The sequence below is a fragment of the Brachymonas moutaii (nom. illeg.) genome, assembly GCF_049977365.1.
GTDB lineage: Bacteria > Pseudomonadota > Gammaproteobacteria > Burkholderiales > Burkholderiaceae_C > Brachymonas.
In genome coordinates this window covers 794,375-819,555 of the sequence record NZ_JBNGEN010000001.1, presented here as the reverse complement: position 1 = coordinate 819,555, position 25,181 = coordinate 794,375, and the positions used below count along the sequence as shown (strand labels likewise).

The window sequence follows — 25,181 nt, the reverse complement described above, 5'->3', positions numbered from 1 at the left end:
GAGCACTTTGCCATCCATGAACCCACTGGATGGTTCGAGATTTTCCGGCAGTACGCAAGCAGGTCCCGTCGCGTGGGTCCGGTCCGGGCCTTTCTGCGTCGCACGGGGCAGCACCTCACATCCCTTCTGTGACCTGTGAGGCACCGGAGCGTAGCACTTCGGAGTGCGGCCTCACGGCGCTGCGGCTGCATCCCGCGAGCCATCCCCATCCAGCCTTTTGCGTCTGCACCGTGCATTTCTGCGCATTCGGTCTTCTTTCCGACAGGCGGTAGTTCAGCGCCGACAGACGGTTCATGATTCGTCATCATGGTCCCTACCATGCAAGGTATGGATACAACCGTTTCAATCGATTGCCATGGCCTGCGGTGCGTCCGGAGGCTGCAGCGCCACGGATCGCGGCGACAGGAACGCGGATTCAGCCTCATCGAGGTGCTGATCGCGATTCTGGTGCTCAGCATCGGCCTTCTGGGCATGGTGGGCATGCAGTTCGCCTCGCTGCAGAGCAACCGGGATGCACGCCTGCAGTCCACGGCGGCAGACCTGGCCCGCGAGATGGCCGAGATGATGCGCGGCAACAAGGCTGTGGCAGTGCAGTCCGGCACTGCCAATCCCTATCTGGGCGACTACAGCAGCAGCCCTCTGGCGCCGTCCACCACGTCCTACTGTCTGGCCGTGGCCAATCACAACTGCGCGGACAACACCGAGATTGCCCGTGCCGAGCTCACCGAATGGCTGGCCCGCGTCGATGCCGCGCTGCCGGGCGCGCGCGTGGTCATCTGCCGTGACGATGCGCCGTATGACAGCTCCGGCAAGCCGCAATGGACATGCACCAACAGCGGCACCTCCAATCCGGTCAACTACATCAAGATCGGCTGGTCGCGTCTGTCCACCGATTCCACCCAGACCGGCACCAGCCGGCTGCTCTCCGCCACGGCCACCACCAGCAGGCCCTGGCTGATCTTTCCGGTCACGGCCGGGCATGCGGACTGAAGGGAACAGCTTATGCAACAGACCTTCGTCTTCCCTTATTGCCATCGTGCCCCTGCGGTGGCGCTGACCCGTGCAGGGCGTCGCACGCGCGGGTTCACGCTCATCGAGCTCATGGTGTCCATGGTCATCGGCCTCCTCGTGGTGCTGGCAGCCGTGGCGGCACTGCTTGTGGCACGCAACGGCTTCACCGCCACCGATGCCGCCTCGCAGCTGCGCGACAACGCACGCTTTGCCGTGCTGGCACTCGACCGCATCGGGGTGCAGTCCGGCTTCAAGGACGTGGCCTTCGCCACCGTGACCGATCCCAACGACGCGTCGATCACCACCAACTATCCACCGCCCATCACCGGCTTCAGCAATGCATTCCCGAGCATGACGGATCTCACCACCTCCACCAGCCTGACGAGCACCAGTGTCGGCTACGGCAGCGATGTGCTCATCATGCGGTTTCAGCCGGCATCGTCCCTGCCGACCACGGGCTCCCCTGACACGGATCAGTCCATGATCGATTGCTTCGGCTATGCACCGGCCACTGCCCCGAGCAGTGCGAAAGACAACTACGTCAGCGCGTTCAGCGTCAATGCAGATGCCACGGGCGAACCCACGCTGTACTGCGCGCGTTCTCCCAACGGCCTGGCTCCTTATAAAAATTATCCCTTGATTCGGGGTGTGGAGCTGTTCAAGGTGCTCTACGGCGTGGACAGCGGTGTCACACCCAATACGGCTCCCGCCACAGCGGCCTCAGCACCTCTGGACAGTGTGCCCAAGCGGTACCTGACCGCAGACCAGATGGTGGTTCCTGCCGATCCCGATGGAACTCTCACGGCCGCCAACTGGCGCAGGGTGCGCAGCATCCGGATCGGCATGATCCTCCGTTCCGATGCGGGGGCTGTCGAGATGCCCCAGACCCAGACGCTGTATCCCTTCGGAGCCGCCAAATCGGGGGCCGCCGCTGCCACCGGTTCCGCTTTCGTCGATTCGGGCAACATCAACAGCCAGTTCAGTGCCCCAGCCGACGGCAGGCTGCGCCAGGTGGTGACCTTCACCATCCATCTCCGCAACGATCAGGGAGGTCGCTGATGTCACGCATCTTCGCTTCCATGCCTCGGCGCACCCATGCCGCTCCCCGCAGAGGCGGTACGTCCCAGCGCGGGGTGGCCCTCATCGTGGTGCTGCTGCTCCTCGTCATCGTGTCCATCCTGGGGGCTGCCGCTGCGCGGCTGACGCTGATGGCAGAGCGCAGCGCCCGCAACGACCGCGACATGCAGATCGCGTGGCAGGCCTCCGAGGCGGCCCTGCTCGATGCCGAAATGGACATTCATGGTCCCGATGCCAGCAGTGGCGCCATCACAGGCAACCGCAGTGCCATTCTGGGCGTGCAGCAGGTCAACACCAGCCTTTTCGTGAGCGGCTGCGGATCGTCCAGCGACGGTGCCAATCAGGTCGGACTCTGCCAGCTGGCCCAGTCGGGCAAGCCCGCCTGGCTTACCGTGGATTTTCTCGATGACAGCAGCGCGGCACACAGTGTCGCCTTCGGCACCTATACCGGTCGCACCTTTGCCGCTGGCAACAGCAGCACCGTGTTCAACGGATCGGAGCCCGCACGGGCCCCGCGCTATGTCCTGGAGGCCATCCCTGATCTGGGCATGTGCACCGATGCCAGCACAGCCTGCCGCCAGGTGGTGTACCGCATCACCGCCATAGGTTTCGGCCCCCGCGAGGACATTCAGGCCGTGACCCAGGAACTCTATCGGAATTGAGATACGCCATGCCATCCGACCTTACCTTCTCTCACGCCGTCGAGCAGCCCAAGTCCTCTTTCTGCAAGGGAGCGCTGCTGCGCTGGGTGCTGCTGGGAGCCCTGCTGGCCTTCATGGCCGGCATGGCGTTCTGGGTCCGCAGTCAGACCACTCCGCCGTCGATCCCCTCCATTGGCCTGACAGGTGCGCCGCTCTACAGCACCACCACCGGAGACAAGCCCACCATGGCATTGGCCCTGTCGGTGGAGTTCCCTACGGTAGGGGCACAGTATCGGCAACCACAAGGCCAGACTGTTGACAGCACTTACAGCAACACCAACGAGTATCTGGGGTATTACGACGCCGAATCCTGCTACACCTATGTGAATAGCCCTTCGGAAACCCCTGCCACCGGGCAGACAGCGGCCGATTTCAAGCGCTTTCAGCGCACAGGCGCTGCCACCAGCCGCATGTGCACCAATGCCTTCAGCGGCAACTTTCTGAACTGGGCCTCCAACTCTGCCATCGACATGCTGCGCCTCGCGCTTTCGGGAGGCGATCGCTACATTGACCAGGATGGCCTCACGATCCTGCAGCGTGCGGTGCTTCCCAACGGGAATCCTTCCTGCTTCTGGAACTCCAGCGATTATTTTCCAGCCAAACAGTTGACCCGTGATGGAGGCGGGACTGGGAAATATTGGGGTGCCATTCCGATGAATCTTGCATCTGATGTCGGGCAGGGAGATATATGGGTGTCGAATACGCTCAATAGAATCTATTTTTCTTCTTCAAATAGTGGCGGATGCATGAGCTCATTGGGTACGGCCTATGTGACATCTGCGGCAAATAATCCTCCTGCTCATGCTAATTTTTGTGCGCAAGAAGATTCAAGTTCGAAATGGTGTGCAGTGAGTGGAACGCAGGAAGTATGGTATGGTTTACCTGGATCATGGTTTGTCTTTCAGGCAAAATCAGGTTTTGAATGCAACTATCTGAATATAGGTGATCCTGCTCCGGGGCAGAGTAAGACGTGTTATACCCTCCCACAAGGAGAGTCGGCGCTTCTACCTCATTTTTCTTCTGATGGATATTTTTATTCCCGCGTTCAGGTATGCGACGTGGATGCGAGCGGCAATCTTCTGGATAACCGTGATTACACTTTCTGTACCCGCTATCCCTCCGGTAAATACAAGCCGACTGGTGTGATCCAGAAGTACAGCAAGAACCTGCGACTTGCCGCATTCGGGTATGCTATGGATCAGGTGAGCCCTGCTGACAATCCGACCACTGCCCGCTTCGGGGGGGTGCTGCGTGCGCCCATGAAGTATGTGGGGCAGTCCACCTTCGACCAGTATGGGATAGACAATACTCCCACCACAGGCAATTCACGGGCAGAGTGGAATGCCACGACCGGCGTCTTTGTGAAGAATCCTGAAAGCGATGCCATGGGGATCAGTGGCGTCATCAATTATCTGAATCAGTTCGGCCGAACCAACACCAGCAATCCTGGCATCTACAAGCAATACGACCCCGTGGCCGAGCTCTATCATGAGACTCTGGCCTATCTGCAGGGGCGGCAGCAGCCGACCACACCCGCCAATGGCATTTCGGCAGTGAACGGTCTTACGACTGCCATGTACGATGGATTTCCCATTTACGGCGATCCCAACAATGCCAGCAGCACGGCCTGGGATGATCCGTATGCAGGGCGCAGCGCCACGCAGGACTACTCCTGCCTCAAGAGCAACGTGGTGGTGATTGGGGACATCAATACCTGGGATGGCGGCTTTACGCGGTTTCCGGGATATGGCAATGCGACAAACGCCAATGGTTTTCTCAATTCCGCCAGCAACTATCCAAACTATCAATACTGGGCACAGAAAGTCTCTGATTTCGAGGCCAACACCACCAGCAGCTCCTATGTGGACGGGCAGGGAACCACCCGCTTTGTGTCCAACCCCAACACCGCGAACACGGCGCTCGGTACGGTGGCGGTGGGAGACTATCGCAAGGAACTCTGGGGTCTGACCTACTGGGCGCACACGCATGATATTCGTGGCACCAACTGGACCAATCAAGCCAGCAAGCAACGCCCCGGCTTGCGTGTCAAGACCTTCCTTTTCGACGTCAATGAGAACAGTGGATCTTCCGACGACACCACCCGACGCACCTCCAACCAGTATTTCATGGCTGCCAAGTACGGGGGATTCAATTCCCAGCCGTCGCAGACGTCTACCGTCACGCCCTACAACACCTGGGGCAATCCCTTCAAGGACAATTCCGGCACCGCCAACAACAATGTCTGGCAGAAATCCACCACAGCAGGAGAGGCGGCCACCTATTATCTGCAAAGCAATCCGCGGCAGGTTCTGGCCGCGTTCGACGATATCTTCTACCGCGCCAGTGCTTCGGCCTACAGCATCGCAGGGGTGTCGTCACAGTCGAGCGTCATCAGTTCTTCTGCAGGCACTCTGATCTATCAGGCGTCCTTCGATACTTCCAGCTGGTCCGGGGACCTGCAGTCCTTTGCCGTGACGCTCGACAGCTCCGGCACCCCCACGGTAGCCGGCAGCAGCACCTGGAGCGCCAGCCAGCAGCTCGGCAACCTCGCGACCCCTGCTTCTTCGCGCAACATCGTGATCGGCAGCAATTCCTGGACGGCAGGGGCCAACAATTTCACATGGGACAGCCTTACCAGTACCCAGCAGGCTGCCCTGAACAAGCCGGGCCCCGGTTCCTCTTCGGATGGCAACGGCCAGCTCCGCCTCAATTACCTGCGGGGAGACCAGACCAACGATGGTGTCCTGTTTCGCAACCGCAGCGGCAAGCTGCTCGGCGATATCGTGAATTCGGGTGTCATCTACAGTGGCAAGCCTGCCTCGGGCTACACCACTGCGGGTTACAAGGCCTTTGTCACCGACCATGCGGCACGCACGCCGGTGGTGTTCGTGGGGGCCAACGATGGCATGCTGCACGCCTTCAATGCCAGCACGGGTGCGGAAGTGTTCGGCTACATTCCAGGCTGGCTCACCAGCAAGCTGTCCCTGCTGACCAACACGACCTATAACGACAACCATCAGGGCTATGTCGACGCCACGCCAGCCGTGGCAGATGCCCAGCTGGGCACTACCGACACCTCCGCAAGCTGGAAGACCGTACTGGTGGGCGGCACAGGTGCAGGAGGCAAGGGCGTCTATGCCCTGGATGTGTCCGATCCCGGCAGCTTCACGGCGACCAATGCGCTCTGGGAGTTCACCTCTGCGGACGATCCCGACATGGGACAGGTCATCGGGACACCCCGCATCCTCAAGTTCCGCACCAGCGCTCGCTCAACCACCCCGGCCACCTACAAGTGGTACGCCGTGGTGGCGAGCGGTGTCAACAACTATGTGACGGATGCCGATGGGCATTTCAGCACCACGGGGCAGCCGGCGATCTTCCTGCTCGACCTGTCCAAGCCCTCAGGCACGGCCTGGCAGCTGGGGACCAACTATTTCAAGGTTTCCCTTCCCATCGACAGTACGCTGGCTGCGACGCAAGCCACCGGAGCCACCAATTTCAGCGTGGCCCTCAATGCCCAGGAAGCTGTGGGTCGCATGGTGGTGGGCGATCTGCAGGGGCGTGTCTGGCTGCTCAATTTCGACGGACAGGGCAGCGCCAACTGGAACATGAACCAGCTCTCGGTCTTCACCCAGACCGTGAGCGGCAGCACGGTGGCCTATCCCATGTTCATTGCCAAGGATGCCTCCGGCAATGTCCAGCCCATCACGGCACCGCCGGTCATGCTGCGCGGCCAGACGTCGGGCACCTACCTGATTGCCTTCGGGACCGGCAAGTATCTGGAAACCAGCGATCGCGCCACCACGGCACAGAATTCCTTCTACGTGCTCTATGACGATGGCACGGGCAGGTCGGATGGAGGGTCGAGCAATCCGATTTCCAGCGCCATCAATGGACGCAGCCGTCTGAAGCAGGGTACGGTGGATACGACGGCCCATACCATTACAACTCCCACATTTACGTGGAAACGCTCCACCAGCGACAGCGACAGCGTCTATCGCTCGGGCTGGTATTTCGACTTCCCTTCCACCGGAGAGCGGCAGGTGGGGACGGTGACGGCCTTGGTCAACCATCTGATCTTCGGCTCCCTGATTCCCGATACCACGGCAGCCACCTCCGTCTGCACCACCTCGGGGGGGAGTGGCAACACCTACGACATTTCGCTCTATACCGGAAATGGCACCTATGCGCTGTCGAACGTGGGGCTGTATGGCGGTTCCCTGCTGCTCGATGCCGGAGATTCTTCCTATACCTCGACCGACAGCACCGGCAGGCGCACCAAGACACTCAAGAAGTGGCCCATCAACTTCGGTTCCTCGGGGCAGAGTGTAGGGACGCCAGTCACCCAGACCATCCTGGCCGGGCGCCTGAGCTGGCGGCAGATATTCAACTATGTCGATCTGAAGGATGCTTCATGATGACCCGTGCAAGAGGTGAACGTGGCTTCACCCTGGTCGAGCTGATGGTGGTGGTCGCCATCGTCGGCATTCTGGCAGCCATTGCCTACCCGTCCTACATGAATTCGGTGCTCAAGGGGCGCCGGGCGGAGGCCAGAACGGCCATTCTGCAGCTCCTGCAGCAGCAGGAGCGCTACATGACCCAGAACAACACCTACCTGTTCTTCAACAACGCGAGCGGCACCATCACCGATACCTCCGGCACGGCCACCACCGTGCCCTTCAAGACCTATTCCGGGGATTCTGATACCCATCCCTGGTATTACCTGTCGGCAGGCTCCTGTGGCGGCTCGTTCACGGCCCGGGACTGCGTGCGCATCACCGCGACGCCCAACAACTTCACCGATACGGAAGCCGGAACCCTGTCGGCCGACACCAATGGGGGCAAGACCTGCTCGGGGACGGCCGCTTCGTCCAATACCGCACTGTGCTGGCCATGATGAAGACGCATTTCCCCCGCACCTCCCGAGGTTTCACCCTGATCGAGCTGATGACGACACTCACCATCGCGGTGGTGCTGATGCTGATCGCCATTCCCAACTTCGTCGATTTTCGGCGCACCTCGGCGCTCATTTCGGCAGCCAATGAGCTGGTGGCCAGCATGCAGGCCGGACGGGGAGAGGCCATGAAACGCAACCTCCGTGCCATTGTGGCGCCGACGGATGGCAGCAGCTGGGCCAACGGCTGGAGGGTCTATGTGGACACCAACAACGACCAGACCTACACCGCAGGCACGGATATTCTGATCCAGCAGACGGGAGCCTTGCCCACATACCTGTCGGTCACCGCCAACAGCACGGCCACGGGCACGGCACCCTATGTCATGTTCGACGGATCCGGGTTTCCACGTGCGTCGACCGGGGCGTTCGGTGCCATGACCATGAGCATCAACCGCAACGACAACAGTGCACTGGTCGATTCCCCATCTGGCACGCGTCGCGTCATTCTGGCGCCTACGGGCCGCATTCGGGTGTGCCGGCCGAGCTCGTCCACCGACACGTCCTGTCTGGCTTCCGGCAATACGAACTGAGCCACCTCCTGCGGCTGCACTACCTATCCAGTGATGATCGACTCCCTGCAACCAGGCAGGGAGCCGGACAGACCAGACCGTGTGAAGCGTGAAGGGGTCAGGCCCATGAAGGCGGCATGCCATGCCAGATGCGGCGGACGGCTTCCAGATCCTCGGGCGTATCGACTCCGATGCCCGGTGCATCATGGCTGACATGCACCGCAATGCGATGCCCATGCCACAGTGCCCGCAGCTGCTCCAGCGCCTCGCAGGTTTCGAGCGGAGCTGGAGGCAGATGGGCAAAGGACTTCAGAAAGTTCACCCGGTAGCCGTAGATGCCGATGTGCCGCAGCGGGGCAGGAGACGAGGAGAGCTGAGGGGCCTCCCCGGTGGGGGTAGATGTCCCATAGGCATCGCGCCACCAGGGAATCGGAGCGCGGCTGAAATACAGGGCCATGCCCTGCGCATCGCAGACCACTTTCACGATGTTGGGGCTGGTGAACTCCTGCCATGAAGTCAGGGCATGTGCCGCAGTGGACATGCTGGCATCGGCATGGCGCATCAGCAGACTCGCTACGGCAGCCGGGAGGGCAGGGTCCATGAGCGGTTCGTCTCCCTGCACGTTCACCACGATGCCGTCATCCGGCAGGCCAAGCAGCGAGCAGGCCTCAGCCAGACGGTCGCTGCCGCTGGCATGGGTGACGGCGGTCAGTACGGCTTCGATGCCGTGCTCATGGCACGCTGCAATGATTTGCGGGTCATCCCCGGCCACAACGACACGCGGGATGGGCATGCCATTTCCGGCATCGACCGATACGCGCTCGGCTACCCGCACCACCATGGGTTTGCCGGCAATGTCGGACAGCGGCTTGCCCGGCAACCGGCTGCTGGCCATGCGTGCGGGAATGAGAATGGTATAGCCGGTCACCGGAGTGACCGTGCCGCTGGAGGAGGTGTTCATGTGGCCGGTGTCGATGTCTCTGCGGCGCGGGCTGCTTCCACCTCTTCGGCAGCAAGAGGACGGGCCTCGGCTTCCAGCATGACGGGAATGCCGTCCCGCACCGGGTAAGCCAGCCGGGCACTCAGGGAAAGCAGCTCCTGCGATTCGGGGCGATAACGCAGCGGCCCCTTGGTGACGGGGCAGACCAGCAGCGCGAGCAATTGGGGATCCATGGCAGGTGATCCAATGTGTGAATGACGAATCCAACCATTGTACCGATGCCTCGGGGAGGCCTCTTTGACCAGTCTACGGCACGCTGGGCGCAGCGGCGCGTCCCGGATGGGCCGCATGGGAGAGCCACCAGGCATTGAGGGCTGCGAAAAAGGCCTTTTCAGGCTCCAGCACCAGGGGGACGGCCCAGGCTGACGGATCGACATCCCAGAGCTTGACGGCATCCTTTTCGGTGCAGAGCACCGGCAGGGAAGTGGACATCCATTGCCGTGCCAGGGAGGCCAGGGCATCCTGGCCGACGTGATCCGGCAATGCGTGGCGCTGGGCCATCGAGAGCCCCTGCTGTTCCAGCATGGAAAAGAAGCGCTCAGGCTGGGCAATGCCCGCGACGGCGATCACGGGTTGCCCGCTGTCGCGCCAGTGCGCCAGTGGGCAGGTGGTGCCATTGGCCCGCATGGCCTGGGCATGGAGCGTGCGTCTGGAGTGGTAGACGGCCTGTCCCGGTACGACCGGCACGGGCGTGGTCGGGGGAGCGGTGTACAGCATCATGTCCACACGACGGGGCCAGGGCTCGCGCAGGGGACCTGCCGGCAGCAGGAGCCCATTGCCGATGCCGCGCTCGTCCATCACGCAGATTTCCCCGTCGCGCTGCAGTGCGTGGTGCTGCAGCCCGTCGTCACACAGGATGAGCCGCACCTGGGGGTGGAGCCTGAGCAGGGTATGCCCTGCCTGGGTCCGGTTGGCACAGACCACCACGGGAGCGCCGGTGCGCAGATGGATCAGCACCGGCTCATCGCCTGCCGTCATGGCGTCGCTGTCTGCATGAACCACCACCATCTCGGGAGCCTTGGGGCTGCGGCCATAGCCGCGCGAGACGATGCCCACGGGCACCCCCAGGGAGTGAAAGTACTGTGCCACCGCGATCGTGGTGGGGGTCTTGCCTGCTCCTCCTGCAACCACATTGCCGATGACCAGCACGGGAACGGGGAGGCGCGGAGTCTCGGGATGTGCCAGTGCATGGGCACGCGCCCTGCGCTCGGCCATTCCATACAGACGAGACAGGGGGGTGAGCAGACGCACCATGGCACCATGTCCCTGCCAGAGTGCAGGAAGGACACGGTGCCACCACGGGAGAAACGGCAGGCTCATGGCCATGGATCCCGTGGGGCGCGGCTACTGCGCCGCCTTCTGGGTGGCAAAGGTGACGCGTGTCAGCCCGAGGCTGCGGGCCACTTCCATCACGGTGATGACTGCCTGATGGGTGGAGTGGGCATCCGCGCTGATGATGAGCGTGCTGTCGGGCGACGCCTGCAGCTGCTGCAGCGCCTGCGTCAGGGCGGCAGGAGAGCGGTCATCCAGGACGCTCTGGTTGACGGCATACTGGCCGTCGGCCGCCACCGACACGATGATTTCCTTGGGATGCTCGCGCGTGGCATCTGCGCTGGCCACCGGCAGCTGCAGCTGCAGTTCGTTGAACTTGCTGTAGGTGGTCGTGAGCATCAGGAAGATCAGGATCACCAGCAGCACGTCGATGAACGGGATGAGATTGATCTCGGGCTCTTCGCGGGGACGGGTTCGGAATTTCATGGGAGTGCCCTGGGGCTTACTTCTTGAGGAACTGGGTCAGATGGCGCACGAAGCGTTCAGAGCCCAGCTCCATGCCCAGCAGATAGTCATCGACCCGGGCCCGGAAATAGCGCCAGAAGATCAGGGTAGGGATGGCCACCATCAGGCCAAATGCCGTGTTGTAGAGAGCGACCGAGATGCCATGGGCCAGCTGAGTGGGATTGCCCCCCGCAGCATTCTGGGAACCGAATATTTCGATCATGCCGACCACTGTGCCGAACAGCCCCATCAGTGGAGCCGCCGAGGCAATCGTCGCCAGCGCCGGGAGAAAGCGCTCCATGCTGTGCGCGGCACGACGGCCAGCACCTTCCATGGCGCTGCGCAGATCGGATTCGTTCAGGTTGGGGTCCGCATTGATGGCACGGATGCCGGTGGCCAGCACCTGTCCGTAGAGAGAGCTGTCTTCGAGATGCTGCAGGGTGTCGGGGGCCGGGAGCTTCTCTCGGGTCGCCGTCAGGGCCTCGTCGAGCAGGTTCTTGGGGGCGATCCGGGCGCGCTGCAGACTGATGAACCGTTCAATGATGAGGGCGACGCCGAGGATCGAGCAAATCACCAGGGGCCATATCGGCCAACCAGCGGCCTGTATGATCGAAAGCACAGAGATCTCCTAGGAAAGAGGGCATCGGGACACGACGCGCCCCCTGCGCTTGCAGCGGTGCGTGGCGTGTGCCGACAGTTCGGAACCAGCGTTGATTATCACCCAGCTGCCACGACCTCCAGAGGCGATCGGTGCGGCAAGTTGTCCACGCAAAATGTGGATAACTGTGTGGACAACGGGGTGACAACCTATTTTGCCCAACGGATGATGGCGGAAAAGTTACTTTGATTACAAAATGTGCAGCAAAAAATATCAACAAAAACAAATAGTTGCTACGAGTTTGCTGGCTTTCGGCACGGTTTCTGGCAGGCATGCGGGCTGCTTTTTCCCCAGGGGGCCGCAGCATGTCTGACTCTCTGGAGAGAATTCCGGCGCGCAGGATCTGGCAGGTCGGCGCACTGTGTCATGCCATTGCCGACGCCCTGGAGGCACGCTTTGGATCGGTGACGGTGCAGGGTGAGCTCGCCGGGGTGAGTCGTGCCGCGAGCGGTCATTGGTACTTCAGCCTCAAGGATGCCGCAGGCCAGTTGCGCTGTGCCATGTTCCGCCGGGCTGCCAGCCTGCTCGACTGGCAGCCGCAGGAAGGTCAGCAGGTGGAGGTGCGCGGGCGTCTGGCCGTGTACGAGGCGCGTGGCGAGCTGCAGCTCATCGTCGAAAGCATGCGGCGTGCCGGGCAGGGGGCTCTGTACGAGGATTTTCTGCGCCGCAAGGCTGCCTTGCAGGCATTGGGATGGTTCGATGCCGCGCGCAAGCGTGTCGCCACCCCCTATCCCCGTGGAATCGGACTCGTCACCTCCCTGGGCGCTGCCGCCTTGCGGGATGTGGCGTCGACATGGGCCCGGCGCGCGCCGCATGTGCCCGTGGTGCTCGTACCCGCGCTGGTGCAGGGGCAGGGGGCTCCTGCCGATCTGGTGCGTGCATTGCAGACCCTGTACCGTCTGGTGGAGCGTCAGCGACAGGGGACCGCTCCCGCAGGCATTGCGCCCATCGACACCATCGTGCTGGTGCGAGGAGGGGGGTCTCTCGAAGACCTCTGGGCCTTCAACGATGAGGGGGTGGCAGAAGCCATCATTCACAGCCCCGTGCCCCTGATCACGGGCGTGGGCCATGAAACCGATTTCACCATTGCCGATTTCTGCGCCGATCTGCGAGCTCCTACGCCTACGGCCGCTGCAGAGCTTGCGGCGCTTCCCCGGGATGACATAGTGCATCAGGTCACTCTGGAAGGGCAGCGACTGGGGCAATGGGTGGAACGCCGACTGCAGAACGAGGCGCAGCGCCTGGATCGGCTGGGCTGGACACTGGAACGTGCATGCGGACGGTTCAGGACGCAATCCCAGCGTCTGCAACAGATCGAGGGGCGCATGCAGCATGTGCTGCCCCGATGGCTGGGCGTGCACCGGCCCCGCTGGGAGGCATGGCGGCAGCGCCTGGAGCAGGCTGTGCGGCAGCAACGCATCACGCGCGAGCAACGGATGCAGTTGTCCCTGTGGCAGACGCGCATGCAGCGCGTGCTGCATCTGCAGCATGCGATGGCTGTCTCGCATCTTCGGGAGCTGGAGCGGCGGCTTCACGACGGCGTGCACACTGCGCTGGAAGCACAGGTCGCCTCGCTCACGACGCTCGAAACCGGCCTGCGGCTCATGAACCCGCAGGCCCTGCTGCAGCGAGGCTATGCACTGCTGCAGGACGACCAGGGGCATCTGTTGTCGCATCGTCGGGATTTTCGGCTGCAGCAGCAGGTCCACGCCAGAATCAGCGACGGCGAAGTCCTGCTGACCCCCCTGCCGGTGCAGATCCCGCTGCAGGGAGAGGAGGAGGAATGAAGCGCAGTGCCTGTCACCCTGCGGGTCCACGCTGGGGCAGAACTACGTCTTGCAACAGGGACAAGAACCCCTCGGGACAGCGTTGCACTTTCCCTATGCGACAATGATTCGGTCGAGCCGCGCATGGCGTGCCGGGAGTGATGGCAGACCATGCGCAGAGCTCGCATGAAATGCGGCAGGTGACGCGGGGCCTGTGCATTTCCACCCACTCATTCATCCCCACAAGGAGCCCAATCATGGAACACAAGCTTCCCGAACTGCCGTATGCACTGGATGCGCTCGCACCTGCCTATTCCAAGGAAACCATGGAATACCACTATGGCAAGCACCACAAGGCCTACGTCGACAAGCTCAACGAGCTGCAGAAAGGCACCGAGTTCGAGAGCATGGCCCTCGAAGACATTGTCCGAAAGTCGTCCGGCGCGCTGTTCAACAATGCAGCCCAGCACTGGAACCACTCCTTCTTCTGGAACTGCCTGACGCCCAACGGCGGTGCAGCTCCTGCCGGCGCTCTGGCGGATGCCATCAATGCCAAGTGGGGCAGCCTGGATGCGTTCAAGGAAGCCTTCACCAAGTCCGCCGTCGGCAACTTCGGTTCTGGCTGGACGTGGCTGGTCAAGAAGGCCGATGGTTCGCTGGACATCGTCAACACCAGCAATGCCGCTACTCCGCTCACTACGGGTGACAAGGCTCTGCTGACGGCCGATGTGTGGGAACATGCCTACTACATCGACTACCGCAATGCCCGTCCCAAGTTCCTGGAAGCCTATTTCGGCAAACTGGTCAACTGGGCCTTTGCAGAGCAGAACTTCGCTTGATGGACCGATAGACCAGGTCAGTCATCGACAAAGCGGGCATGCGCACAGCATGCCCGCTTTTTTTCGGACACGGACAGGTGGCAGAGCCGGTATCGACTCCTGCATGAAAAACGCCTTCCGACAAGGGAAGGCGTGGGGGCCGGAGAAACCGCCGGCAGACAGAGAGAACAGAAGGGAGGAGCGCTACTCCCTCCCGCGCCTTCTGCAGATGGTGCGTCAGGCGATTTCCTGCACGAACTTGCGGGCTTCGGCCTGCAGCTCGCCGGTGGCATGATCTGCCACTTCCTGTGCCATGGCGCGTGCTCCATCCTTGTCGCCAATGGCCAGGAATTCGCGCGCCAGGGCCAGCTTGGTCGTGAGTGCATGCATGGCTTCGGCTTCCGGGGCAGCCGCAGGTTCGGGCGCGACACCGTTCTTCTGGATTTCGGGGGCATGGTCCAGATCGAGGGACAGTCCCTTCCAATCGAAGTCCAGCGGCTGTTCGCTGTCAGCAGCGTCACTGGCGGTGGGTGGGATGCTCGCTGCCGGTGCGGTGGGCTGCTGGGTGGCCACAGGGACTGCCACTGGCATGTCCACGGGTGTTGGTGCGATGGCCGGTGCTTCTGTGGGCAGCACCACGGTAGCGGGAGTCAGCGAGGCAGCCGCATGGCTGGCATCGAGTTCGTTGAAGTCGAGAGTGAGACCGGTGGTCTGAGCCGGTACATCGGTGGGCGCCGGCTGGGTATCCGGAGGCAGGGTATCGACATACGGCTTGACCGGGGCCTTTGGCGGAGCGGAGGACACTGCGGCAGCCTGTCCGGGAAGCAGCGATGCAGGCACACTTTCGGGAAGTTCGGTCGAGCTGAGCACGGCTCCTGATTCGGAAGCCGGAGTGCTGCCGGCTGCCGGTACCGATGCATCGGTATACAGGGGGTTGCCAGGTTCCAGTGCGAGACCGTTCTTGCGGGCCAGATCCCAGTCCGGGCCTGCGGCCTGGGTCAGGTTCTTGAGTGTCTGGGCGGTCTGTGCGTATGCCTTGGCGTCGCGGCGACGATGGTAGATTTCGAGCAGCTTAGCCAGAATGGCCACCCGGCCCGGATACTTGACCAGCGCATCCTTGAGGATTTCTTCGGCCTGCAGGTCACGCCCGTAAGCCATGTACACATCGGCTTCGGAAATGGGATCGACATCGGCCTCGGCATCGAGCTGACTGGGCGAATACAGCATCGAGGACTGGTTGATGTCGGTCTGCACGCCGGAGTCGGAGGTGTCCACCTCCTTGCCCCCCGAGGCGTGGAAGAAGGAGTCGGGAGCGAAGTTGCTTTCGAGGAAGGAGCTTTCCTGGGTTTCCGCCTCTTTCTTGCGCTGACGGGCCCGGAAGGCGATCAGTCCCCCCACCAAGGCCAGCACACCGGCACCGCCTGCGAGCAGCAGGGGGTTGTCGAGGAGACTGGAGAAGAATCCCGGTTCTTCCTTCACGGGAGCGGGAGCAGGCGTGATGTGCTTCTTCTTGAGGGGAGCAGAGGCTGTCTTGAGCGGCGCCTTGGCTGCGGATGCCGTGGAGGCTGCGCTGCTGGCTGCACTGGCCGCGCCGCTGGCGGCCTGCAGGGCTGCGGGCGTGGTGGCGACCAGCGCACCTGCCTTGGGGGCAGAAGCAGCCTGGCCTCCTGTGGAGGACGCTGCGCCAGCGGCTGCACTGAGCTTTTTCAGATCGTCCAGGTTCTTGTTGAGCTCGTTGGTGCGGGAGTTGTTGGCTTTTTCCTGGGCAGCCTTGGCAATCCGCTCCTCGGTCTTGTTCTTGCCCTTGAGCGCTCCCTTGGACAGGGTCAGGGCATCCGGTGCGGCAGCATGTGCGGACTGGGTGTCCTGCACCTGTGCCTGCACTGCTCCGCCACTCTGGCGTGCGTTGGTCGTAGCCTGAGTGGTGGTGGTTTCGGCGAGCTTGTGGCGATAGCTGCGGAAGTCGGCGCTCTGCGCGGCGATTTCACGGCTGGCCTGGGGCGCGGCTGTGGAAGTGGCCTGTGATGCCGAGGGCATCTGGATCACGGCACCCGATTTCAGGCGGTTGACGTTGCCGTCGATGAAGGCGTGGGGGTTGGTGCGCAGCATGGCCACCAGCATCTGATCGAGCGACACATTGGCGGGCTTGCGCATGGCTGCCAGGCTGCCGGCTGTGTCGCCAGGGCGTACACGAACCACTTTGGCACCATGCGAGGCATGACGAGAGGCCTTGCCGGCAGGGGCGGCAGGCCGTGCCGCGGCGTGACGGGCTGTGGCAGGGCGAGGAGCGACGTCTGCAGCCCGAGGGGGGGCTGCACGGTGCCGGGGGGCGGAGACCTCTGCGGCTGTCACGGCGGGGGCAGCGCGGTGGGCACGGCTGGGAGGATCCAGCAAAATGGAGTAGTCGCGAACCACCTGTCCAGAGCCGTCGTTGGCCTGCAGGACCACGTCCAGGAACGGATCGCTCAGGGGTCTGTCGCTGGTCAGGCGCAGCACCGTGCGGCCATTGATGCGCTGTACGCTCGAACGGATGCTGCTGACTATGGGGTTGTAATCCAGTCCACGCTTGGAATAGTTGGCTGCAGGTGCCAGCCCTGCGCGCAGTTCGCCGGGGCGGGCATCCAGGATTTCCACTTCAGCGTGCAGGGGCTGGCCCAGTGCGGATTGCACATGCAGCTTTCCGAACCCCAGGGCGTAGCTGTTGGTGCTGATTCCGGCCATGACGAGGGCAGCCGCCACGGCAATGCGTGACAGAGGGCTGCGCACGGATGCATCGCCTGCATCGGCGGGGGAAAAGTGCGTGGTGCAATGGTTCATGGGCGTGTGTGAGACAGGGTGAACGAGGTCTTGAAGTGGGAGCCGGCATCGCAACCGACCTGCACTGCCAACCTTCAGTGCCGGATCAGCCTATTGTCACCGAGTGATTTGTAAAATGAAACGTTTCGTTGCAGATAGGCTACGACGAAAGGGACATCCGCTCCCTCCTGCGTGCAGGCTGGCCTGTTTCTGCTGTCAGGACGATCCGTCGGGGTAGTGTAGGACAAATATGCGGTTGCCATGCACCCATGCAAAAAGCCTTCATCGACAGCGAGTCGATGAAGGCTTCAGGGGACAAAGTTCACTCGGTCCGGTGCCCTGTACCTGGCTCCCGTTCCGGTGGATGGAGGGGGAGCACGCAGGGAGGAGATCAGTCTTCCAGCAGGATGCGCAGCATGCGGCGCAGCGGTTCGGCCGCGCCCCAGAGCAGCTGGTCACCGATCGTGAAGGCGCCGACATATTCCGGCCCCATGGCGAGCTTGCGAATGCGTCCGACCGGAATGGTCATGGTGCCGGTCACAGCCACGGGAGTGAGATCACGGAGCGTGTCTTCCTTGTTGTTGGGCACGACCTTTGCCCACGGATTGTCGGCAGCGATCAGCGCCTCGATGTCTGCCACAGGCACGTCCTTCTTGAGCTTGAAGGTCAGCGCCTGGCTGTGGCAGCGCATGGCGCCCACACGCACGCAGTACCCGTCCACGGGAATGGGGGCTGTTCCGAAGCCTTCGCCCAGTCCCATGATCTTGTTGGTTTCGGCCATGCCCTTCCATTCCTCGCGGGAGTAGCCGTCGCCCAGGTCCTTGTCGATCCACGGAATCAGGCTGCCGCCGAGCGGCACGAGGAAATTGGCAGTTTCTGCGGCAGTCAGCGCACGCTGCTTGGCGATGACCATGCGGTCGATTTCCAGAATGGCGCTCTTGGGATCCTGCAGCAGGGACTGGACTTCGCCATGCAGGGTGCCGAACTGCGTGAGCAGCTCGCGCATGTGCTGGGCGCCACCTCCGCTGGCTGCCTGGTAGGTCTGGGTGCTCATCCATTCGACCAGTCCGGCCTTGTAGAGGGCCCCTACGCCCATGAGCATGCAGCTCACGGTGCAGTTGCCGCCGATCCAGTTGTTGCCCCCTTCGGCCAGTGCCTTCTTGATGACGGGCATGTTCACGGGATCGAGCACGATGACGGCATCGTCCTTCATGCGCAGGGTGCTGGCTGCATCGATCCAGTGCCCCTTCCAGCCTGCGGCGCGAAGCTTGGGGAAAATCTCCGTGGTGTAGTCGCCGCCCTGGCAGGAAAGAATCACGTCGCATCTGCGGAGCGCTTCCAGATCGTAGGCGTCCTGCAGGGTTTTTTCGTTCTTGGCCATGTCGGGCGCAGCGCCGCCCGCATTGGAAGTGGAGAAGAAAACCGGTTCGATCAGATCGAAGTCCTTTTCTTCCTTCATGCGGTCCATCAGAACCGAACCCACCATGCCACGCCAGCCTACGAGGCCGACCAGATTGCCAACTTTCATTGCGTACACGCCTTTCTCAGTGATGACCTAAAAGTGAGGGGCCCGGAAAGACGAGGCAGGATCCGGGCGCACGAAAAGCAAACCTTTTCAGGCAGCGCCAGAACGATCATCGGATGGGGAAAAAGGAACCTGTGCCCGGCTCGTCTGGGCCGGGAAAAGTGGCGCACGACGAACCTGGACTGGATCAGCCCTTGATGGTTGTCGTTTTGGTGATGCAGATCGATGCAAATGCACTTGCACCTGCAACCGGCAAGGGCTGCAGCGTGTGAATGGAATATTGCATGCGGATCATGCCTTGATTATAGGCAGTTGCAATGCCGGGCGGCGTGCAGCGGCTGCAGGATTGTTGCGTGGGCGCGAATCCTTGCCCCATTGGCATGCCTGTGCACACTGTGGAAGTTCAGGCGCCAGTGCTTCCGCCCTGTCTGATGCGGCCGACACGGCAGGTGGCGGAGCATTCCCCTACACTGTGCAGCCATGAAGATTTTGCTCGATGCTTTCTGGCGGGCGGTGGCGTACTGTCTGCACCCCCGCGTGATTGTGCTGTCCCTGCTGCCCCTCGTGCTGCTCATCGCTGTGGCACTGGCTTTTGCGCAGTGGGGATGGATGCCGGCGGTCGATGCCGTGCGCCAGGCCCTGGAGGGTACGGCGCTGCAGACGGTGATCGACCGTGCGGTGGAGTGGCTGCACATGCCGCAGCTCAAGGCGGTGGTGCCGGTGCTGACGGTGATCTTCGCCATCACTCCGCTGCTGGTGCTGGTCTCCCTGCTGGCCATTGCCTTTTTCATGACTCCCCCTCTGACGCGCATGGTGGCCGAGCGGCGTTTTCCGCTTCTGGAGCAGCGCCACGGAGGCTCCTTCTTCGGCAGTGTCGGATGGTCTCTGGGGCATACCGCGCTGGCGCTGGTGGCGTTGGGACTGAGCATTCCCCTGTGGTTCGTGCCCCCCCTGGTGCTGATCGTGCCGCCGCTCATCTGGGGCTGGCTCACCTATCGCGTCATGGCCTACGACACCCTGGCAGATTTTGCTTCCCGCGAGGAGAGGCGGGCCCTCATGCGCAGCCATCACGTGGAATTGCTGGTCATGGGCATCATCGTCGGACTGCTGGGGGCAGCGCCCGGGGTCGTGTGGAGTTCGGTGGCATTCTTTGCCGTGGCCTTTGTGTTGCTGGTGCCGGTGGCCGTGTGGATCTATGCGCTGGTCTTTGCCTTTTCCTCCCTGTGGTTTGCCCATTACTGCCTGGCAGTGCTGCAGCAGATGCGTCTTGCTGCCGATGCCGAGCAGGCAGCCAGAACCGCCGCAATGGACGTCATCGATGTCTCGGCGCGTACCATGGACGAGGGTGGGCCCCAGCAAGGCAGGGGCCTCGTGTCGCGTCTTTGACCTGGCAGGGCTGTGGAACGCCTGCCGCCCTCGGCCAAACGGGAACTTTCATCGGGAGAAAACATGAATTCACCTGCATCCGCAATATCGACTGAATCCCTTCAGACTGGCTCCTTGCCAGAGGGAGTGGTTCCGCCTGCTCCCCACGCCTCGATGCCCACTTTCGGGCTGCTGGTCCTGGGGGACGAGCTGCTGTCGGGCCGGCGTGCCGACAAGCATGTGCCCAAGGCCATCGAGCTGCTGGGCGCGCGGGGTCTGGCACTGTCCTATGTGCACATGATCGGGGACGACCGTGCACGCATCGCCGATCAGCTGCGGCGGTCATTTGCCAGTGGCGATGTGGTGTTCAGCTGTGGCGGCATTGGCGCCACCCCGGATGACCACACGCGGCAGGCTGCGGCAGAAGCACTGGGCGTTCCGCTCGCCATGCACCCGGCTGCCCGGGCGCAGATACTGGCGCGCATGCGCGACGTGGCCAGCGAAAAGGGCGAACCTTTCGACGAAGAGCGTGCCGACAATCTCCAGCGTCTCCAGATGGCCATGTTCCCAGAGGGGGCCAGCATCATTCCCAATCCTTACAACCGCATTGCCGGGTTTTCGGTCGGACATGTGCACTTCATGCCGGGTTTCCCGGTCATGGCGTGGCCCATGATGGAATGGGTGCTCGACACGTTCTATGCACACTGGTTCGAAAGGCGCCATTGGGTGGAGCGTTCCATCATCGTGCGCAAGGCCTACGAGGCGGCCCTGACTCCCCTGATGGAGCGGCTGGAGGCCACCTATCCCGGCATCAAGGTCTTCAGCCTGCCGAGCGTGGATCACCCCGTATATGGCCCGCACATCGATCTGGGGGTCAAGGGAGGGGATCAGCAGGCGGTGGATGCGGCCTTTGAGGACATGGTGCGCAGCCTTGGCGCCATGGGATGTGATCTGGGCCCCGAATTGCGCCGATGATTTGCACCTGTTTGGTGCAAATGCCTTTTTGTGGTGCCTTTCGGTTGCCGTCTTCAGAGGGAATCACGCGGGCGAACCCTTCCGTTTTTTTGCGGCCGGTCAACCCGGAGGCAGGAAAAAACCGCAACACAAGGCACAATAGCAGGTGGACGAAATGACCGTAAAGGCGGTTCCCCTTCGAGTCCCCGGCGGGGTATCGGAGTGCACGGAGCATCCTGTGTACATTCCTGTCTCATGGTACGTTGGCACGTTTTGTGCATGCCCGTTGCGCCGCAGGCCGCCATGAAGTTGGTTTTCTGAATAATTGTGTAACCCTCTTGAGGAGATTCCAGATGGCAAAAACCGTCGCTGAAGTGATGAGCATGGTGAAGGAGAACGAGGTCAAGTTTGTCGACTTCCGCTTCACCGACACCCGTGGCAAGGAGCAGCACGTGACCGTGCCCATCTCCGCCTTTGACGAGGGCAAGTTCTCCGAAGGCCACGCGTTCGACGGTTCCTCCGTCGCAGGCTGGAAGGGCATCGAAGCATCCGACATGCTGCTCATGCCCGATGCAGAAACTGCGGTGGTCGACCCCTTCTTCGAGGAAACGACGCTGGTGCTGACCTGTGACGTGCTCGAACCGGGCGACGGCAAGGCCTATGACCGCGATCCCCGCTCCATCGCCAAGCGCGCTGAAGCGTACCTCAAGGCTTCCGGCCTGGGCGATGCCGCCTACTTCGGACCTGAACCCGAATTCTTCATCTTCGATGGCGTGCGCTTCAGTACCGAAATGGGCCGCACCATGTACGAAATCGATGAGTACGAGGCTCCCTGGAACAGCGGCCGCGACTTCGACGGCGGCAACAAGGGCCACCGTCCCACCATCAAGGGCGGCTACTTCCCCGTTCCCCCCGTCGACAGCACGCAGGACATGCGCGCCGAGATGGTCATGATCCTCGAATCCCTGGGCATTCCGGTCGAAGTGTTCCACCACGAAGTGGCGGGCGCAGGCCAGAACGAGATCGGTACCAAGTTCAGCACGCTGGTGCAGCGCGCCGACTGGACCCAGCTCCAGAAGTATGTGGTGTGGAACGTGGCCAACGCCTATGGCAAGACCGCAACCTTCATGCCCAAGCCCTATGCAGGTGACAACGGCAGCGGCATGCACGTGCACCAGTCCGTCTGGAAGGATGGCAAGAACCTGTTCGCAGGCAACGGCTATGCAGGCCTGTCCGATTTCGCCATCTACTACATCGGCGGCATCATCAAGCACGCACGCGCCCTGAACGCCATCACCAACCCCTCCACCAACAGCTACAAGCGTCTGGTGCCGCACTTCGAGGCTCCCGTGAAGCTGGCTTACTCCAGCCGCAACCGCTCTGCCTCCATCCGCATTCCGCACGTGATGAGCGACAAGGCACGTCGCGTCGAGGCCCGTTTCCCCGACCCGATGATGAACCCCTACCTGGGCTTTGCTGCCCTGCTGATGGCCGGTCTGGATGGCGTGGAAAACAAGATCCACCCCGGAGAGGCTGCCACCAAGGATCTGTACCATCTGCCGCCCGAAGAGGACAAGCTGGTGCCGACCGTCTGCCACAGCCTGGATCAGGCCCTCGAAGAGCTGGACAAGGACCGTGCGTTCCTGACCAAGGGCGGTGTCTTCACCGACAGCATGCTCGACGCCTACATTGAGCTCAAGATGAGCGAAGTGAACAAGCTGCGCATTCAGCCGCACCCGGTTGAGTTCGAAATGTACTACTCGCTGTAAGCCGGTGGTATTCGCAAAAAAGCGGCGCAAGCCGCTTTTTTGTTGCCCGAAATGTAAAACCTGGACAGTGTCTCTTGGTTTTTCTTTGTAACTGTCAGATACTCATGTCACCACTGGTCAGTCGATGGGTGGTGTGCGTTGTCCATCTGGTCATTGACGGAAGTCGAGAGAGTCAAGCATGAAGAAACTGGGATTGCTCTTGTCGTTGGGAGTGCTGGGCGTGGGAGCCGTGCTGCCTGCCCAGGCACAGAGCCGTATCTATCGGTGTGGCAACGAATACACCAACAGTGCCGAGCGCATCCGTCAGGGGGGATGTGTAGCCCTGCGTGGCGGCAATGTGACCGTGGTGCGGGGTGGAACGATTCATGGGGTGACGGGGGGCAGTGCATCCGTGGTGCCTGCAGTGGCGAGTCCGCGCATGCGTGCGCAGAGCCGTCCTGCTCCTCTGAGCAACACCCCCACGCCACGGCGCATCGAGGATACGACCCAGCGTACCCGCGAGGCAGGGGCTCGCGCCATTCTGCAGGCCGAGTGGCAGCGCACGACCCAGAAGCTGGCCGATCTGCGCCGGGAATACAACAACGGCGAGCCTGAGCGCATGGGCTCTGAAACGCACAACTACCAGAAGTACCTGGAACGTGTGGCGGGCCTGCGTGCCAGCATCCAGCGTGCCGAGAGCGATCTGGCAGGGCTGCGCCGCGAACTGGGACGTGCGGGCGGGTAAGACTGCGTGATGCAGGGAGAGACTTCGCCTTCCTGCCATGCTCCCTTTGCAGGACGCAACCGCGCTGCAGGCTTTTGACCTGCTGCGCGGTTTTTGTTATTCCAGCCCGAGTTCCTGAATCTTGCGCGTGATGGTGTTGCGCCCGATGCCCAGCCGGTGAGCAGCCTCGATGCGGCGCTGGTGCGTCGAATGCAGGGCCGTGCGGATGAGGGTGCGTTCGCATTCGCCGATGAGCGCTTCCCAGATGTCGTTTCGTCCCTGCTCGAGCAGCAGCTGGGCTGCATGGGCCAGGCCCTGCTTCCAGTCTGTCGCCAGGGTTTGGGTGAGGTCCATCAGGGCATGTCCATCGGTGGTGGGCCAGCCTTGTGGCAGCGACATGGGCTCGGCCACCGGAGCGGAGACGGGGATCACCGTACCGCCTGAGACCGACGGACTGCCTGATGCAGTTGTGTCCGTGCCTTCGGGGGGCAGCGAAGAGCGCAGGGCAGCAGGGGCCGTGTTGAAGGACAGTGCGGCATCGGAGGCTGCCGAGGGGGCCGGGGCGCCTGCAGTGGCCGATTCGGTAAGGACTTCGGGAGGGAGATCCTTGACCTCGACGATCTGCGACGGGGACATGACGGTCAGCCAGTGGCAGATGTTTTCGAGCTGGCGCACATTGCCCGGAAAGCTGAAGGCGGAGAGGCGCTGCATGGCCTCGTCGCTGAGCCGCTTGGGTTCGACGCCCAGCTGCTGGGCACTGGTTTGGAGAAAATGACGCACCAAAATGGGGACATCTTCCCGGCGTTCATGCAGGGCCGGCAAACGCAGACGGATCACGTTGAGGCGGTGGAAGAGATCCTCGCGGAATTCGCCCAGGCGCACGCGGTCTTCCAGATTCTGGTGCGTGGCGGCGATGATGCGGACGTTGGCCTTGATGGCGCTGTGGCCACCGACACGGTAGAAGTGCCCATCGCTGAGCACACGCAGCAGGCGTGTCTGCAGCTCGAAGGGCATGTCGCCGATTTCGTCGAGGAAGAGGGTGCCGCCTTCGGCCTGTTCGAAGCGTCCACGGCGCTGGGCCTGTGCGCCAGTGAAAGAGCCTCGCTCGTGGCCGAAAAGTTCGCTTTCGAGCAGGTCCTTGGGAATGGCGGCCGTGTTGATGGCGACGAAGGGGCCCTTGGCGCGGGGGGAATGGCGGTGCAGGGCACGGGCCACCAGCTCCTTGCCCGTGCCGCTCGCACCGGTGACCAGCACCGTCACATGGCTCTGGCTGAGGCGGCCGATGGCGCGGAACACATCCTGCATGGCAGGGGCCTGTCCCAGGATTTCCTGGGGCATGACGTTTTCGTCGGCCTCTTCGGTGAATTCCTCGCGCTGGCTTTCCTGGGCGGCACGGCGAATGAGCTCGACGGCCTTGGGCACATCGAAGGGTTTGGGCAGGTATTCGAAGGCACCGCCCTGAAAGGCCGATACGGCGCTGTCAAGGTCGGAAAACGCCGTCATCACGATGACGGGCAGTGCGGGCAGGCGCTCCTGCACGCGGTTGAGCAGGTCCAGTCCCGAGAGGCCCTCCGGATCCGGCATGCGGATGTCGCTGACCAGCACCAGGGGCTGGCCATACTGGGCGGGCTTGTCGAGTGCGGCCAGCACCTGGCTGGGGCACGAGAAGCTCGTCACGGGAAGCTGGTCGCGCGCCAGCGCCTTCTGCAGCACGAAGCGGATGGACTCGTCGTCATCCACGATCCAGATTGATTTCATTGTCACCTTGGCCTCGCAATCCTGTGGCATTTTGCACA

The 25,181-nt window shown here is 62.4% G+C and carries 21 protein-coding genes; 12 read left to right on the top strand and 9 right to left on the bottom strand.

Annotation, left to right across the window (positions count from 1 at the left end):
- Positions 1–327 precede the first annotated feature (327 nt).
- From pilV to ACP2WS_RS03700, 6 genes are read left to right on the top strand one after another with little or no spacing between them, the layout of a single operon-like run.
- Complete coding sequence (pilV, locus tag ACP2WS_RS03725; protein ID WP_426459558.1) at positions 328–990, top strand: type IV pilus modification protein PilV; 663 nt, start codon at positions 328–330, stop codon at positions 988–990.
- 12 nt (positions 991–1,002) lie between these two features.
- On the top strand, positions 1,003–2,070 hold the full coding sequence (locus ACP2WS_RS03720) for a PilW family protein (RefSeq protein ID WP_426459557.1): 1,068 nt from the start codon (positions 1,003–1,005) through the stop codon (positions 2,068–2,070).
- Positions 2,070–2,750, top strand: coding sequence for a pilus assembly PilX family protein (locus tag ACP2WS_RS03715; protein ID WP_426459556.1), 681 nt, complete (start codon positions 2,070–2,072; stop codon positions 2,748–2,750). Before ACP2WS_RS03720 ends, ACP2WS_RS03715 begins: the two co-directional genes overlap by 1 nt.
- Positions 2,751–2,758: 8 nt before the next feature.
- Positions 2,759–7,207 carry a pilus assembly protein gene (locus ACP2WS_RS03710; RefSeq protein ID WP_426459555.1) on the top strand — a complete coding sequence of 1,483 codons (4,449 nt, stop codon included), beginning with the start codon at positions 2,759–2,761 and terminating at the stop codon, positions 7,205–7,207.
- Entirely contained in the window at positions 7,204–7,686 is a 483-nt protein-coding gene (locus ACP2WS_RS03705) for a type IV pilin protein (RefSeq protein WP_426459554.1), read from the top strand. Before ACP2WS_RS03710 ends, ACP2WS_RS03705 begins: the two co-directional genes overlap by 4 nt.
- A complete protein-coding gene (locus tag ACP2WS_RS03700) occupies positions 7,683–8,276 on the top strand; it encodes a GspH/FimT family pseudopilin (protein ID WP_426459553.1) in 594 nt (197 codons plus the stop codon). Before ACP2WS_RS03705 ends, ACP2WS_RS03700 begins: the two co-directional genes overlap by 4 nt.
- A gap of 97 nt (positions 8,277–8,373) precedes the next feature.
- Here the strand turns inward: ACP2WS_RS03700 and kdsB are convergent, their stop codons facing one another.
- The 5 genes from kdsB to ACP2WS_RS03675 all read right to left on the bottom strand — a co-directional run bounded on the left by kdsB (position 8,374) and on the right by ACP2WS_RS03675 (position 11,650).
- Positions 8,374–9,216, bottom strand: coding sequence for a 3-deoxy-manno-octulosonate cytidylyltransferase (gene kdsB / locus ACP2WS_RS03695; RefSeq protein ID WP_426459552.1), 843 nt, complete (start codon positions 9,214–9,216; stop codon positions 8,374–8,376).
- Positions 9,213–9,428 (bottom strand): Trm112 family protein, encoded by a 216-nt coding sequence (locus tag ACP2WS_RS03690; RefSeq protein WP_426459551.1) that lies wholly within the window; start codon positions 9,426–9,428, stop codon positions 9,213–9,215. The genes kdsB and ACP2WS_RS03690 overlap by 4 nt, the downstream gene beginning before the upstream one ends.
- Positions 9,429–9,501: 73 nt before the next feature.
- Positions 9,502–10,575 (bottom strand): tetraacyldisaccharide 4'-kinase, encoded by a 1,074-nt coding sequence (lpxK, locus tag ACP2WS_RS03685; protein WP_426459549.1) that lies wholly within the window; start codon positions 10,573–10,575, stop codon positions 9,502–9,504.
- Between the two features lie 24 nt (positions 10,576–10,599).
- Positions 10,600–11,013, bottom strand: coding sequence for an ExbD/TolR family protein (locus ACP2WS_RS03680; RefSeq protein ID WP_374492812.1), 414 nt, complete (start codon positions 11,011–11,013; stop codon positions 10,600–10,602).
- Positions 11,014–11,029: 16 nt separating this feature from the next.
- The gene (locus ACP2WS_RS03675; RefSeq protein ID WP_374492811.1) at positions 11,030–11,650 is read right to left on the bottom strand and encodes a MotA/TolQ/ExbB proton channel family protein; all 621 of its coding nucleotides are present in this window, start codon (positions 11,648–11,650) and stop codon (positions 11,030–11,032) included.
- A gap of 344 nt (positions 11,651–11,994) precedes the next feature.
- Here ACP2WS_RS03675 and xseA point away from each other — a divergent pair, with 344 nt between their 5' ends.
- Positions 11,995–13,476: an exodeoxyribonuclease VII large subunit gene (gene xseA, locus ACP2WS_RS03670; protein WP_426459546.1), complete on the top strand. Its 1,482-nt coding sequence runs from the start codon at positions 11,995–11,997 to the stop codon at positions 13,474–13,476.
- Between the two features lie 236 nt (positions 13,477–13,712).
- Positions 13,713–14,294, top strand: coding sequence for a superoxide dismutase (locus tag ACP2WS_RS03665; RefSeq protein ID WP_426459544.1), 582 nt, complete (start codon positions 13,713–13,715; stop codon positions 14,292–14,294).
- 216 nt (positions 14,295–14,510) lie between these two features.
- Here ACP2WS_RS03665 and ACP2WS_RS03660 read toward each other — a convergent pair whose 3' ends face one another.
- The 3 genes from ACP2WS_RS03660 to ACP2WS_RS03650 form a co-directional block, all read right to left on the bottom strand.
- Complete coding sequence (locus tag ACP2WS_RS03660; RefSeq protein ID WP_426459543.1) at positions 14,511–17,090, bottom strand: motility hub landmark protein FimV; 2,580 nt, start codon at positions 17,088–17,090, stop codon at positions 14,511–14,513.
- 370 nt (positions 17,091–17,460) lie between these two features.
- On the bottom strand, positions 17,461–18,597 hold the full coding sequence (asd, locus tag ACP2WS_RS03655; protein ID WP_426459542.1) for an aspartate-semialdehyde dehydrogenase: 1,137 nt from the start codon (positions 18,595–18,597) through the stop codon (positions 17,461–17,463).
- 184 nt (positions 18,598–18,781) lie between these two features.
- Complete coding sequence (locus ACP2WS_RS03650) at positions 18,782–18,976, bottom strand: hypothetical protein (protein WP_426459541.1); 195 nt, start codon at positions 18,974–18,976, stop codon at positions 18,782–18,784.
- Positions 18,977–19,074: 98 nt separating this feature from the next.
- On the opposite strand from ACP2WS_RS03650, the gene ACP2WS_RS03645 reads away from it, so the two are divergent.
- The 4 genes from ACP2WS_RS03645 to ACP2WS_RS03630 all read left to right on the top strand — a co-directional run bounded on the left by ACP2WS_RS03645 (position 19,075) and on the right by ACP2WS_RS03630 (position 23,406).
- The gene (locus tag ACP2WS_RS03645) at positions 19,075–19,980 is read left to right on the top strand and encodes an EI24 domain-containing protein (protein ID WP_426459539.1); all 906 of its coding nucleotides are present in this window, start codon (positions 19,075–19,077) and stop codon (positions 19,978–19,980) included.
- A 153-nt stretch (positions 19,981–20,133) separates the two neighbouring features.
- Positions 20,134–20,934: a competence/damage-inducible protein A gene (locus ACP2WS_RS03640; protein ID WP_426459538.1), complete on the top strand. Its 801-nt coding sequence runs from the start codon at positions 20,134–20,136 to the stop codon at positions 20,932–20,934.
- Positions 20,935–21,266: 332 nt separating this feature from the next.
- On the top strand, positions 21,267–22,682 hold the full coding sequence (glnA, locus tag ACP2WS_RS03635; protein WP_374492801.1) for a type I glutamate--ammonia ligase: 1,416 nt from the start codon (positions 21,267–21,269) through the stop codon (positions 22,680–22,682).
- Between the two features lie 178 nt (positions 22,683–22,860).
- On the top strand, positions 22,861–23,406 hold the full coding sequence (locus tag ACP2WS_RS03630) for a hypothetical protein (RefSeq protein ID WP_374492800.1): 546 nt from the start codon (positions 22,861–22,863) through the stop codon (positions 23,404–23,406).
- A gap of 96 nt (positions 23,407–23,502) precedes the next feature.
- Here the strand turns inward: ACP2WS_RS03630 and ntrC are convergent, their stop codons facing one another.
- The gene (gene ntrC, locus ACP2WS_RS03625) at positions 23,503–25,143 is read right to left on the bottom strand and encodes a nitrogen regulation protein NR(I) (RefSeq protein ID WP_426459537.1); all 1,641 of its coding nucleotides are present in this window, start codon (positions 25,141–25,143) and stop codon (positions 23,503–23,505) included.
- Positions 25,144–25,181 lie beyond the last annotated feature (38 nt).